Source organism: Streptomyces sp. NPDC111628 (genome assembly GCF_055635195.1).
The window spans coordinates 435,553-447,831 of the sequence record NZ_JBVKBZ010000008.1 but is presented as its reverse complement, the minus strand read 5'-3'; the positions used below and the strand labels follow the sequence as shown (position 1 = coordinate 447,831).

12 protein-coding genes and 1 rRNA gene are annotated in these 12,279 nt (G+C 73.1%); 11 read left to right on the top strand and 2 right to left on the bottom strand.

Annotation, left to right across the window (positions count from 1 at the left end; genetic code table 11):
• From rrf to ACZ7MF_RS37750, 3 genes are all read left to right on the top strand, one after another.
• Nucleotides 1-92 (top strand): 5S ribosomal RNA (gene rrf, locus ACZ7MF_RS37760); the annotation flags it as partial.
• Nucleotides 93-286: 194 nt separating this feature from the next.
• Complete coding sequence (locus tag ACZ7MF_RS37755) at nucleotides 287-1,426, top strand: hypothetical protein (protein ID WP_471482658.1); 1,140 nt, start codon at nucleotides 287-289, stop codon at nucleotides 1,424-1,426.
• Nucleotides 1,318-2,055, top strand: coding sequence for a tetratricopeptide repeat protein (locus tag ACZ7MF_RS37750; RefSeq protein ID WP_471482657.1), 738 nt, complete (start codon nucleotides 1,318-1,320; stop codon nucleotides 2,053-2,055). Before ACZ7MF_RS37755 ends, ACZ7MF_RS37750 begins: the two co-directional genes overlap by 109 nt.
• Before the next feature lie 85 nt (nucleotides 2,056-2,140).
• Here ACZ7MF_RS37750 and ACZ7MF_RS37745 read toward each other — a convergent pair whose 3' ends face one another.
• Complete coding sequence (locus ACZ7MF_RS37745; RefSeq protein ID WP_471482638.1) at nucleotides 2,141-3,433, bottom strand: DUF1015 domain-containing protein; 1,293 nt, start codon at nucleotides 3,431-3,433, stop codon at nucleotides 2,141-2,143.
• A 72-nt stretch (nucleotides 3,434-3,505) separates the two neighbouring features.
• Here ACZ7MF_RS37745 and ACZ7MF_RS37740 point away from each other — a divergent pair, with 72 nt between their 5' ends.
• From ACZ7MF_RS37740 to ACZ7MF_RS37725, 4 genes are all read left to right on the top strand, one after another.
• Entirely contained in the window at nucleotides 3,506-4,537 is a 1,032-nt protein-coding gene (locus ACZ7MF_RS37740; RefSeq protein WP_471482637.1) for an HAD hydrolase-like protein, read from the top strand.
• Nucleotides 4,538-4,696: 159 nt separating this feature from the next.
• Nucleotides 4,697-5,743 carry a FecCD family ABC transporter permease gene (locus ACZ7MF_RS37735; protein ID WP_471482636.1) on the top strand — a complete coding sequence of 349 codons (1,047 nt, stop codon included), beginning with the start codon at nucleotides 4,697-4,699 and terminating at the stop codon, nucleotides 5,741-5,743.
• Nucleotides 5,744-5,820: 77 nt separating this feature from the next.
• Nucleotides 5,821-6,840 carry a FecCD family ABC transporter permease gene (locus tag ACZ7MF_RS37730; RefSeq protein ID WP_471482656.1) on the top strand — a complete coding sequence of 340 codons (1,020 nt, stop codon included), beginning with the start codon at nucleotides 5,821-5,823 and terminating at the stop codon, nucleotides 6,838-6,840.
• Nucleotides 6,837-7,730: an ABC transporter ATP-binding protein gene (locus ACZ7MF_RS37725; RefSeq protein WP_471482635.1), complete on the top strand. Its 894-nt coding sequence runs from the start codon at nucleotides 6,837-6,839 to the stop codon at nucleotides 7,728-7,730. Before ACZ7MF_RS37730 ends, ACZ7MF_RS37725 begins: the two co-directional genes overlap by 4 nt.
• Here ACZ7MF_RS37725 and ACZ7MF_RS37720 read toward each other — a convergent pair.
• Entirely contained in the window at nucleotides 7,714-8,061 is a 348-nt protein-coding gene (locus ACZ7MF_RS37720; RefSeq protein ID WP_471482634.1) for a sterol-binding protein, read from the bottom strand. The genes ACZ7MF_RS37725 and ACZ7MF_RS37720 overlap by 17 nt on opposite strands.
• A 40-nt stretch (nucleotides 8,062-8,101) precedes the next feature.
• Here ACZ7MF_RS37720 and ACZ7MF_RS37715 point away from each other — a divergent pair, with 40 nt between their 5' ends.
• The 4 genes from ACZ7MF_RS37715 to recN all read left to right on the top strand — a co-directional run bounded on the left by ACZ7MF_RS37715 (nucleotide 8,102) and on the right by recN (nucleotide 12,021).
• Entirely contained in the window at nucleotides 8,102-8,413 is a 312-nt protein-coding gene (locus ACZ7MF_RS37715; RefSeq protein ID WP_189746440.1) for a hypothetical protein, read from the top strand.
• Between the two features lie 7 nt (nucleotides 8,414-8,420).
• Entirely contained in the window at nucleotides 8,421-9,236 is an 816-nt protein-coding gene (locus tag ACZ7MF_RS37710) for a hemolysin (protein ID WP_471482633.1), read from the top strand.
• Nucleotides 9,233-10,138: an NAD kinase gene (locus tag ACZ7MF_RS37705; protein WP_356868411.1), complete on the top strand. Its 906-nt coding sequence runs from the start codon at nucleotides 9,233-9,235 to the stop codon at nucleotides 10,136-10,138. The genes ACZ7MF_RS37710 and ACZ7MF_RS37705 overlap by 4 nt, the downstream gene beginning before the upstream one ends.
• Before the next feature lie 140 nt (nucleotides 10,139-10,278).
• Nucleotides 10,279-12,021: a DNA repair protein RecN gene (gene recN / locus ACZ7MF_RS37700; protein ID WP_471482632.1), complete on the top strand. Its 1,743-nt coding sequence runs from the start codon at nucleotides 10,279-10,281 to the stop codon at nucleotides 12,019-12,021.
• Nucleotides 12,022-12,279 lie beyond the last annotated feature (258 nt).

Genomic DNA, 12,279 nt, shown 5'->3' with positions numbered 1-12,279 from the left:
CGCCCGGTTACATTTCGAACCCGGAAGCTAAGCCTTACAGCGCCGATGGTACTGCAGGGGGGACCCTGTGGGAGAGTAGGACGCCGCCGAACAATCTTTGGAAAGGACCCCTGGTCCCCAGCGTTCAGCTGGGGACCAGGGGTCCTTTCGTTTTTTCAGGGCGCACCGGGTACCCGGCTGCGCGAGAATGACTTGCAGTACCGAAGACAGGAGTCACCGATGTCCACCAACTCTCCCGACGACCGACCGGAGCGCGACCAGCGCCGACGGGACAGTGGTGACCGGGGTGACCGCAGGGATCAGCGCGGGGACCGTGGAGGGTTCCGCCGAGACGACCGCCGGGGCGACGACCGTGGCGGACAGCGCGGTGGCTTCCGCCGGGACGACCGAGACCGTGGGCCGCGTCGTGATGACCGCGATCGTGGCGGCGACCGGGGTTTCCGTCGGGATGACCGGGGTGGTGACCGTCCGTCCTTCCGCCGCGACGACCGCGGTGAGCGCGGGGACCGGGGTGACCGTCCCTCGTACCGTCGTGACGACCGCGGCGACCGCGGCGACCGTCCCGCCTTCCGGCGTGACGACCGGCGCGATGACCGTGGTGGGCAGCGCGGTGGCTTCCGTCGGGACGACCGTCGGGACGATCGCCGTGATGACCGCCGCGACGGTCGTCGCGAGGACAACCGCGGTGGCGGGTACGGGCGTCGGGACGACCGGGACCGTGGTGGCGACCGGGGTTTCCGTCGGGATGACCGGGGTGGTGACCGTCCGTCCTTCCGCCGCGACGACCGCGGTGAGCGCGGGGACCGGGGTGACCGTCCCTCGTACCGTCGTGACGACCGCGGGGACCGGGGTGACCGTCCCTCGTACCGTCGTGACGACCGCGGCGACCGTCCCTCGTACCGTCGTGACGACCGCGGCGACCGTCCCTCGTACCGCAGGGATGACCGTCGTGACGACCGCCGTGACGACCGTCGGGATGATCGTCCTCCCTTCCGACGCGACGACCGGCGGGACGACCGTCCTGCCTTCCGGCGTGACGACCGTCGGGACGACCGTGGCGATCGTGGCGGCTTCCGTCGGGACGACAACCGTGGTGAGCGTGGCGGATTCGGCCGGCGTGACGACCGGCGGGACGACGGCCGGGGTGGTGACCGTGGTGGCTTCCGCGGGCGCGACGACCGCGGGGGCCGTGGGCCTCGTCGTGACGACCGCGGAGGGCGGCCCGGGGGCTACCGGGGCCGGGACGATCGGCAGGGTGGCGGTGGCCGCTTCCGCGAGGAGCGCGACCGCGACCGGGACCGGGAGCCGATCAAGCGGCTGCCGATCCCCGAGGAGGTCACGGGCGACGAGATCGACAAGGACGTACGGCAGGAGCTGCAGAGCCTGCCCAAGACGCTCGCGGAGGACGTCGCCAGGAACCTGGTGATGGTCGCGCGGCTGCTCGACGAGGACCCGGAGGCCGCGTACGGCTACTCCAGGGTGGCCCTGCGCCTGGCCTCCCGCGTCGCCGCCGTACGGGAGGCTGCCGGGTTCGCCGCGTACGCCAACCAGAAGTACGCCGAGGCACTGGCGGAGTTCCGGGCCGCTCGGCGGATGACCGGTTCCGTCGAGCTGTGGCCGGTCATGGCCGACTGCGAGCGCGGGCTCGGCCGGCCGGAGAAGGCGCTGGACATGGCTGGTGCCCCCGAGGTGCACAAGCTGGACAAGGCCGGTCAGGTCGAGATGCGCCTCGTGGCGGCCGGTGCCCGGCGTGACATGGGTCAGCTGGACGCGGCCATCGTGACGCTGCAGAGCCCCGAGCTCGCCTCCCACTCCGTCCAGCCGTGGACCGCGCGGCTGCGGTACGCCTACGCCGACGCGCTGCTGGCCGCAGGCCGGGAGCAGGAGGCGCGGGAGTGGTTCGCGAAGGCCGTGGAGTCGGACCGGGACGGCAGCACGGACGCCTCCGACCGGCTCGCCGAGCTGGACGGCGTGGAGTTCATGGACGCCCTGGACGAGGGTGAGTCCGAGAGCGAGGGGGAGAGCCCTGCCGCCGAGGACGGCGACAAGGGCTGATGGCCTGACGGCTTGACGCCTGACGGCGAGTCGAGGGGGCGGGACCGGTTCACGGGCCCGCCCCTTCGGCGTTCGTCAGGTCGTCTCAGGCGTCGAGTGGGCGCAGTACCAGGCCCGAGGCCGGTTTCGGGCCGAAGGACGTCGACTTGCGGGGCATCGTGACGCCCTGTCGGGCCAGTTCGCGGACGACCTCCTCGCGGACCGGGTGCATCAGCACCGCCGTACCGCCGTCGCGCTCGGCCTTCTCGACGGTGGCCGCCGTGTCGTGAATGTAGGAGATGTGGGACGCCGAGTCGTCCGGAACGTGCCAGACGTGGGCGAGGAGCGTGGCGTGCAGGACGGTGGCGTCCAGCGTGCGCCAGGCCTCGGGCCGGTCGGTGGGCACGGTGCGGGCCAGTAGCCCGGGGTCGGGCAGGTCGACGAGGTGGAAGGCGCCGTCGCCGGCGAGGAGGAAGGCGTTGCCCGCATCGGCCGCCTTCGCCAGGGTTTCCAGTGACTCGTCCAGGGACGTGCCGAGGCGGCGGACGCGGAAGTGTCCGGCGAGGGCGGCCACGGCTTCGTGCACCGGGACGCCGTGCAGCAGCCGGTGGATGGCGCGCACGCGCAGCGGGTAGCGGGCCGTGTCGACCAGGAGGACCAGGCCGTGGTCCCACGGGCTGGGCGAAGGGTGCTCCGCGCGGAGGGTGCGGTAGGTGGCCCACCGGTGGTGGCCGTCGGCGATGAGGGCCTGGTGCCGGGACAGCTCGGTCCGGACGCGGGTCACGGTGTCCGGGTCGGTCACCGACCACAGGCGGTGGCAGAAGCCGTCCTCCGTGGTCGTGGACAGGAGCGGCGGCTGCTCGGCCGTGCGTTCCACGAGGGCGGTGGTGGCCGGCGTCCCGTCGTCGCCGCGGTAGGTCAGGAGGAGGGGCTCGAGGTTCGCCCGGGTGGCCCGCATGAGTGCCGCGCGGTCGGCGACGACGTGGGGCATGACGTCCTCGTGCGGCAGGACCACCTGCTCGGCGGGGTCCGACACGCGCAGGGCGCCGATGATGCCGCGCTGCAGCATGCCTTCGCGGTCGCGTTGTTCGTAGACGTACAGGCCCGGTTCGGGGTCGGTGGTCAGGATGCCCTCCGCCGTCCAGCGCCGCAGGGTGCGGGCGGCCTGCTCGTTGCGCGCCTCGGGTGTGGCGGCCTGGGGCAGGATCAGCCGGACGATGTTGTACGGGTCGGCGGACTCGAGGTGGAGCAGGCCGTCGGGGCGGACCACGACGTCGTAGGGAGGGGAGGTCACGGCGGCCAGGCTGCCGACCCGGTCGGGGTCGTAGCGGAGGCCTCGGAACGGGGTGAGTTCCAGGCCCCGGCGCGCCGTTGCTTCCGGGTGACCTGCAGAGTTCATCCCGGCATCGTACGTGTGTCAGTGGCATGGGGGATGATCGGGGGAAAGGCGACGAACGAGGAGCGATGCGCAATGAGCCGGAGCGTCAGGACGAGGCCCGCGGGCAGTGGGCCGGACCTGAGTGAGGCGTACGACACGGCGCTGCTCGACCTGGACGGCGTGGTGTACGCCGGGGGGAACGCGATCGCTCACGCCGTCGACTCCCTCGCCGCGGCCCGCGACGGCGGCATGCGCCTGGCCTACGTCACCAACAACGCGCTCCGGACCCCCGACGTGGTGGCCGCGCACCTGACCGAGCTGGGTATACCGACGGGGGCCGAGGACGTCATCACGTCGGCGCAGGCGGTGGCCCGGCTGATCGCCGAGCAGCTCCCCTCGGGGGCCCGAGTGCTGGTGATCGGCGGTGAAGGGCTGCGCGTGGCGCTGCGTGAGCGCGGTCTCGAGCCCGTGGAGTCGGCCGAGGACGATCCGGCGGCCGTGGTGCAGGGCTTCGGCGGGCCCGAGCTGCCGTGGGGGCGGTTCGCCGAGGCCTGCTACGCGATCGCGCGGGGCGTGCCCTGGTACGCCTCCAACACCGACCTGACCATCCCGGGCGCCCGCGGGATCGCCCCGGGCAACGGCGCGGCGGTGGAGGTCGTGCGGATCGCGACCGGCGCCGAGCCGCAGGTCGCGGGGAAGCCCCTGCCGCCCATGCACCGGGAGACGATCCTGCGGACCGGCGCCCGGCGCCCGTTGGTGGTGGGCGACCGGCTGGACACGGACATCGAGGGGGCGTTCAACGGGGAGGTCGACTCGCTGCTCGTCCTGACCGGCGTGACCGACGGGGCGCAGCTGCTGGCGGCGCCGCCGCGGCACCGGCCGACGTACGTCGACGCCGATCTGCGCGGGCTGCTCACCGGACAGCCGGACGTCACGGGTGACGCGGAGGCAGGCTTCCGCTGCGGAGGCTGGACGGCGACGGCCGGCGGGGAGCGGCTGGAGCTGGACGGCGAGGGCGCGGCGCTGGACGGGCTGCGGGCGCTGTGCGCGGCGGCCTGGACGGCGGGCGGAGAGCAGGGCTGCGGGCTGGACTCGGGGAAGGCGCTGGCGCGGCTGGGGTTGTGACGCGGCGTACGGGGAAGGCGCCCGGTGACCGCGCTGACCCGCGGCGCCTTCGAGTACCGGGGCCGGCGGGCCGGTGCCGCCGGGTGTGTGCCGGGCCGGGGCGGCCTCGGGAAGGCTCGGGGATCGTGATCGATTAGCAGGGTAGGCTAACCTAACTGCGTGTTGGTCGACAGTCCCCCCGAACAGCGCGCGGAGACCGCTCCCGCGCCGCCCTCAAAGCGTCGTGTCCTGCGTGCCGCGGGGCTGCCCGTCTCCGTGGCGGTCCTGGTGTTGATCGTGCTGGCGAGCATCGCGATCGGCGCGAAGGACCTGTCCCTTGCGGAGGTCTGGCACGGCCTCTTCCACGACTCGGGCACCTACGGCGACGTCGTGGTCGGCGAGCGGCTGTCGCGCACCGTCCTCGGTCTGCTGGCCGGCGCCGCCCTCGGCCTCGCCGGAGCCGTGCTGCAGGCGCTGACCCGTAATCCGCTGGCCGATCCCGGACTGCTCGGCATCAACGCGGGCGCCTCCGCGGCCGTGGTCACGGGCATCACCTTCTTCGGCGTCACCTCGCTGACCGGGTACGTGTGGTTCGCCTTCGCCGGTGCGGCGGGCGTCGGCGCGCTGGTCTGGTTCCTGGGTGGCAGCCGGGGGGCCACGCCGGTGCGGCTCGTGCTGGCCGGTACCGCGATCAGCGCCGCGCTCTTCGGCTACCTCCAGGCCGTGATGATCATGGACGACGCGGCGCTGGGCCGGATGCGCTTCTGGACGGTCGGTTCGCTCGCCTCGGCGACGACCGGCACCATCCGGGAGGTGCTGCCGTTCTTCGTGGTGGGCACGGTCCTCGCCCTCGCGCTCGCCCGGCCGCTCAACGCCATGGAGATGGGCGACGACACCGCCAAGGCCCTCGGCGCCAACCTGAACCGCACCCGGGCGCTGTCCATGCTCGCCGCGACCGTACTGTGCGGCGCCGCGACCGCGGCCTGCGGGCCGATCGTCTTCGTCGGACTGATGATCCCGCACATCGTCCGCTCCTTCACCGGACCCGACATGCGCTGGATCCTGCCCTACGCGGCGACCCTGTCCCCGGTGCTGCTGCTCGGGGCGGACGTCCTCGGCCGGATCGTCGCCCGGCCCTCGGAACTCCAGGTCGGCATCGTCACCGCCGTCCTCGGCGGGCCGGTCTTCATCTTTCTCGTACGACGGCGGAGGACGGCCCAGCTGTGAAGACCGCGAAGACCGCGAAGACCGCGAAGACCGCGAAGACCGCGAAGACCGCGGAGACCGGGAAGAGCAACCGTGCCGTGCGCACCCCGGGCGGGCTGTCGCTCCGCCTGGACGTGCGGGCCGTGGTCGTCGTCGCGCTGCTGCTGCTCCTCGCGCTCGCCGCGAGCGTGCTGCTGATCGGCACCGGCGACTTCGACATACCGGCCGCCGACGTGCTGAAGACCCTGGTCGGCCAGGGCAACGCCGGGCAGGAGTTCATCGTCAACGAACTGCGCCTGCCGCGGGTCCTGGTCGGACTGCTGGTCGGCGGCGCGCTCGGCGTCGGCGGTGCGCTCTTCCAGGCCATCTCCCGCAACCCGCTGGGCAGTCCGGACGTACTGGGCCTCGGGCAGGGTGCGACGGCCGGCGCGCTCATCATGATCGTCCTGTTCTCCGGCAGCTCGGCCCAGGTCACCGTCGGCGCGCTGGTCGGCGGCCTGGTGACCGGCGTCGCCATCTATCTGCTCGCCTGGAAGCGGGGCGTGCACGGATACCGACTGGTCCTGGTCGGTATCGGCGTGTCCGCGATCGTCACGGCCGTCAACGGCTACCTGCTCACGCGCGCCGACATCGTCGACGCCTCCCGCGCCGTCGTCTGGATGACCGGCTCCCTCAACGGCCGCGACTGGGACCAGGTCTGGCCCCTGCTCGCGCTGTGCGCCGTGCTGGTGCCGCTCGTGCTCACCAACGGACGGGCGCTGCGGATGATGGAGATGGGCGACGACGTCTCGTACGCCCTCGGGGTGCGCGTCGAGCGGGTGCGGGCGCTGCTGATGGTGGCCGCCGTACTGCTCACCGCCTCGGCCACCGCAGCCGCCGGACCGGTCAGCTTCGTGGCGCTCACCGCGCCGCAGCTCGCCCGGCGCCTGACCCGCTCGCCCGGCCCCAACCTGCTGCCGTCCCTGTGCATGGGCGCCGCCCTGCTGGTCGGCGCGGACTTCGTCTCGCAGCGGGTCTTCGGTGCCGACCAGCTGCCCGTGGGTGTCGTCACGGGCGTGCTCGGCGGCGTCTACCTGCTGTGGCTGCTGGTCACCGAGCGCAAGGCGGGCCGGATATGAGCACCGGTACCGGCCACCGCAGCGGGCCGAACAACCAAAGGAGCAACAGCAACGTGAACCGCCTGACCGCCGAGAACGTCACCCTCGCCTACGACCAGCGGGTCATCGCGGAGAAGCTGTCGGTGGAGATACCCGACAACTCCTTCACCGTGATCGTCGGCCCGAACGCGTGCGGCAAGTCCACCCTGCTGCGCGCCCTGTCACGGATGCTCAAGCCGAGCCAGGGCCGGGTGCTGCTCGACGGGTCGGTCATCCAGTCGATGCCCGCCAAGCAGGTCGCCCGGACCCTCGGCCTGCTGCCGCAGTCCTCCATCGCGCCCGACGGCATCACCGTCGGCGACCTCGTCGGCCGCGGCCGCTACCCGCACCAGGGCATCCTGCGCCAGTGGTCGACCGAGGACGAGCGGGTCGTCCAGGAGTCGATGGCCCAGACCGGCATCTCCGAGCTGGCCGACCGCTACGTCGACGAACTCTCCGGCGGACAGCGCCAGCGCGTGTGGATCGCCATGGCGCTCGCCCAGCAGACCCCGCTGCTGCTGCTCGACGAGCCGACGACGTACCTGGACATCCAGCACCAGATCGACGTCCTCGACCTGTGCGCGGAACTCCACGAGGAGCAGGGCCGCACCCTCGTGGCCGTACTGCACGACCTCAACCACGCCGCCCGCTACGCCACCCACCTCATCGCGCTGCGCGAGGGGCAGGTCATCGCCGAGGGCGCGCCGAAGGACATCGTCACCGCCGACCTGGTCGAGCGGGTCTTCGGGCTGCGCTGCCAGGTCATCGACGACCCGGAGACGGGTACGCCGCTGGTGGTGCCGGCCGCCCGCAAGGGACGCACCAAGCAGGTGGACAAGCAGGTGAAGGCGGTCGCTACAGGAGCTTCCTGAGCCGGAACACATCGCGCAGGCCCGCTTCCAGCTTCACCCGGCCCGAACCCCAGGCCCTGGCGAAGTTCAGTTCGCCCGCCACCAGGGCCACCAGGTCGTCGCCGGTCATCGCCAGCCTGATCTCCGCCTTCTCCCGGGGCGGCCCCTCCAGGGTCTCGCGCACGTCGATGCGGCCGTCCGCCATCCGTCCGGCGAAGGTGACGTCCAGGTCGGTGATGTGGCAGCTCACCGAGCGGTCCAGCTCCGTGGCCGACCGCACGTCCCCTTCGGCGCCCCGCATGTTGTCCGAGAGCTTGTCGAGTGCGGCACGGCACTCCTCAGTCGTCGCCATCGGGACCGACCGTACCCCAGCCACGCGGTAGCGTCGGGGCATGAGCGACGCAGTACCGGAGCCGGAGCCGGAGACCGAGCCCGAGCAGGCGGAGCCCGGGGTGCGCACCGGCCCCGGGTACGAGCCGGCCGCCCCCGCCCCGCTGGGCGTCCCGCGCGACCCCACCGGGAACGCCGAGGTCGACGCCGGACTGGCGCGGCTGGCCGACGCCGACCACCTGGCCACCGACGGACATGTCGAGGTGTACGAGGATGTACACCGGGGGCTGCGCGACGCGCTCACCGCGCTCGACACCCGCCCGGGACCACCGGCGCCCCCGTCGCCGCCATCACCGTACGACCGCAGGAGCTGAACCGAACGTGGCAGGAGTCGCACGCCGCCGTCTCGACGCGGAGCTGGTGCGCCGCAAGCTGGCGCGCTCGCGCGAGCACGCGAGCCAGCTGATCGCCGCCGGGCGGGTCACCGTCGGCAAGACCGTCGCGACCAAACCCGCCACGCAGGTCGAGACCGCCGCCGCGATCGTCGTGACCGCCGACGGCGACGACCCCGACTACGTCTCGCGCGGCGGCCACAAGCTCGCCGGAGCCCTCGCCGCCTTCCTGCCGCAGGGCCTCGTCGTCGAGGGGCGGCGGGCCCTGGACGCCGGTGCCTCCACCGGCGGCTTCACCGACGTACTGCTGCGGTCGGGCGCCGCGCACGTCGTCGCCGTGGACGTCGGATACGGACAACTCGCGTGGAGTCTCCGGCAGGATGAACGCGTCACCGTCAAGGACCGTACGAACGTACGCGAGTTGACGCCGGAAGCGATCGATGGGGAGTCCGTGGACCTTGTCGTGGGGGATCTGTCCTTCATCCCGCTCGGACTGGTACTGCCCGCACTGGTGCGGTGCACCCGGCCGGGCGCCGACCTGGTGATGATGGTGAAGCCGCAGTTCGAGGTGGGCAAGGAGCGGCTGGGCAGCGGGGGAGTGGTACGCAGCGCGCAGCTGCGGGCCGAGGCCGTGCGGGGAGTCGCGCGGAAGGCCTGGGAGCTGGGGCTCGGGGTGAAGGGGGTCACCGCCAGTCCGCTGCCGGGGCCCTCCGGGAACGTCGAGTACTTTCTGTGGCTGCGGGCCGGAGCCGGTGAACTGGACCCGGCCGATGTTGACCGTGCAGTGGCGGAGGGGCCGCGTTGACACAGAACCGAGCGCGTACTGTTTTCCTGCTCGCCCACACCGGGCGCCCCGCTGCCATCCGCAGCGCGGAGCTGGTGGTCAAGGGGCTGCTGCGGGCCGGGATCGGCGTACGGGTCCTGGAGGCCGAGGCGCGCGACCTGCCGCTGCCGGGTGAGGTGGGGCTGGTCGGCGAGGCCACCCCGCAGTGCCTGGACGGGTGCGAGCTGCTGATCGTGCTGGGCGGCGACGGCACGCTGCTGCGCGGCGCCGAGTTCGCCCGCGCCTCGGGCGTGCCGATGCTCGGCGTCAACCTCGGCCGGGTCGGCTTCCTGGCGGAGGCCGAGCGCGACGACCTCGACAAGGTCGTCGACCGGGTGGTGAACCGGGCCTACGAGGTCGAGGAGCGGATGACCGTCGACGTCGTCGTGCACCGCAACGGCGACATCGTGCACACCGACTGGGCGCTGAACGAGGCGGCCGTGCAGAAGGCCGGAGCCGAGAAGCTGCTGGAAGTCGTGCTGGAGATCGACGGCCGGCCGGTGACCGGGTTCGGCTGCGACGGCATCGTGCTGTCCACGCCGACCGGGTCGACGGCGTACGCCTTCTCGGCCGGCGGTCCTGTGGTGTGGCCCGAGGTGGAGGCGCTGCTGATGGTGCCGATCAGCGCCCACGCGCTGTTCGCGAAGCCGCTGGTGACCTCGCCGGACTCGGTGCTCGCGGTGGAGGTGCTGCCGCACGTCCCGCCGGGGGTGTTGTGGTGTGACGGGCGGCGGACGGTGGAGTTGCCGCCGGGGGCGCGGGTGGAGGTGCGGCGGGGGGCGGTGCCGGTGCGGTTGGCTCGGTTGCACCATGCGTCGTTTACCGACCGGCTGGTGGCGAAATTTGCGTTGCCGGTTTCTGGATGGCGCGGGGCGCCGCATTAGCGGTCTCGAAGGGGTGGTTCTGTCGTGTCCCGGCTGCGGGCCGTGCGTGGCTGGTCGCGCAGTTCCCCGCGCCCCTGAGGGCGTACCCCTTCCCGGCATGACAAGGGTGGGCTGTGTGCGCTTTCCGGCCTGGACCTCGTATGGTCGTGTCCGTGCTTGAGGAGATGCGGATACGGTCGCTCGGAGTCATCGATGACGCCGTGGTCGAGCTGTCGCCCGGGTTCACCGCTGTCACCGGTGAGACGGGTGCCGGCAAGACCATGGTGGTCACCAGCCTGGGGCTGCTCCTGGGCGGGCGCGCCGATGCGGCGCTCGTGCGGATCGGGGCGAAGAACGCGGTCGTCGAGGGGCGCATCGCCGTGCCCGGCGACGCCGCGGCCGCCGTACGGGCCGAGGAGGCCGGGGCCGAGCTGGACGACGGGGCGCTGCTGATCAGCCGTACCGTGTCCGCCGAGGGGAGATCGCGCGCGCACCTGGGCGGGCGGTCGGTGCCGGTGGGGATGCTCGCCGAGCTGGCCGACGAGCTGGTCGCCGTGCACGGGCAGACCGACCAGCAGGGGCTGCTGAAACTGACCCGGCAGCGCCAGGCCCTGGACCGGTACGCGGGCGACGCGGTCGCCGGGCCGCTCGCCAAGTACGCGGAGGCCTATCGTCGGCTGCGGGCCGTCGCCCGTGAGCTGGAGGAGATCACCACACGCGCGCGTGAGCGCGCCCAGGAGGCCGATCTGCTGCGCTACGGCCTCGACGAGGTCGCGGCGGTCGAGCCGCGCGCCGGTGAGGACCTGGAGCTGGCGGAGGAGGCGGAGCGGCTGGGACACGCCGAGGCGCTCGCGTCGGCCGCCACGGTCGCCCACGCCGCCCTGGCGGGCAACCCGGAGGATCCCGAGGGCGTGGACGGCGCCACGCTCGTCGCGGGCGCGCAGCGGGCTCTGGACGCCGTACGGTCCCACGACCCGGCGCTGGCCGCGCTCGCCGAGCGGATCGGCGAGGTCGGCATCCTGCTGCGCGACGTGGCCGGGGAGCTCGCCGGGTACGCCGACGACCTGGACGCCGACCCGCTGCGGCTGGCGGCGGTGGAGGAGCGCCGGGCCGCGCTCACCGCGCTGACCCGGAAGTACGGCGAGGACGTCGCGGCCGTGCTGAGCTGGGCCGAGCAGAGTGCCGCGCGGCTGACCGAGCTGGACGGCGACGACGAGCGGATCGGCGAGCTGACCGCCGAGCGGGACGCGCTGCGGGCGGAACTGGGCGGTCTCGCCCAGGCGCTGACCGACGCGCGGACCGAGGCCGCCGAGCGGTTCGCCGCCGCGGTGACCGCCGAGCTGGCGTCGCTCGCCATGCCCCACGCGCGCGTGTCGTTCGACATCCGGCAGACCGAGGATCCGGAGGGCGTCGAGGTCGGCGGGCGGACGGTCGCCTGCGGGCCGTCGGGCGCCGACGAGGTGGAGCTGCTGCTGGCCCCGCATCCCGGGGCGCCGCCGCGGCCGATCGCCAAGGGCGCCTCCGGTGGTGAGCTGTCGCGCGTGATGCTGGCCGTGGAGGTCGTCTTCGCGGGCACCGATCCCGTGCCGACCTACCTGTTCGACGAGGTCGACGCCGGGGTCGGCGGCAAGGCGGCGGTGGAGATCGGGCGGCGCCTGGCGCGGCTGGCGAAGAGCGCGCAGGTCGTGGTCGTCACGCATCTGCCGCAGGTGGCCGCGTTCGCCGACCGGCAGCTGCTGGTGGAGAAGACGAACGACGGCTCGGTGACCCGCTCCGGCGTGAAGGTCCTGGAGGGCGAGGAACGCGTCCGGGAACTCTCCCGGATGCTCGCCGGCCAGGAGGACTCGGAGACGGCCCGCGCCCACGCGGAGGAACTGCTGGAGACGGCCCGGGCCGACCAGTAGCGGCTCCGGGGCCCGAGCGGGCGTACTTCGTCGGTCTCTTGGACGTACGCCCCGGGTGGCCGGTCCGGTGCGACGGCGTGACGTTCACTCGTACGGGTGAGGTGGTCCCGTGTCGTTGCCCCGCCGGTCGTCCGGTCGTGGCGGTCGTCGTTCCCGGAACACCCGTGCGGCCTGGCATCCTTGACGGAGCGGCGCACGGGAGACCGCCCGGCGCACCCCGTCCGCACCATCCTTCTGTACGTTCTTCGTGACCGTCCC

Bases quoted from the DNA above. Each gene is read 5' to 3' on its own strand.
- recN (WP_471482632.1), top strand. From the start codon at position 10,279: ATGGTCGTGTCCGTGCTTGAGGAGATGCGGATACGGTCGCTCGGAGTC.
- ACZ7MF_RS37715 (WP_189746440.1), top strand. From the start codon at position 8,102: ATGAGCGACGCAGTACCGGAGCCGGAGCCGGAGACCGAGCCCGAGCAG.
- ACZ7MF_RS37720 (WP_471482634.1), bottom strand. From the start codon at position 8,061: ATGGCGACGACTGAGGAGTGCCGTGCCGCACTCGACAAGCTCTCGGAC.
- ACZ7MF_RS37725 (WP_471482635.1), top strand. From the start codon at position 6,837: ATGAGCACCGGTACCGGCCACCGCAGCGGGCCGAACAACCAAAGGAGC.
- ACZ7MF_RS37740 (WP_471482637.1), top strand. From the start codon at position 3,506: ATGAGCCGGAGCGTCAGGACGAGGCCCGCGGGCAGTGGGCCGGACCTG.
- ACZ7MF_RS37745 (WP_471482638.1), bottom strand. From the start codon at position 3,433: ATGAACTCTGCAGGTCACCCGGAAGCAACGGCGCGCCGGGGCCTGGAA.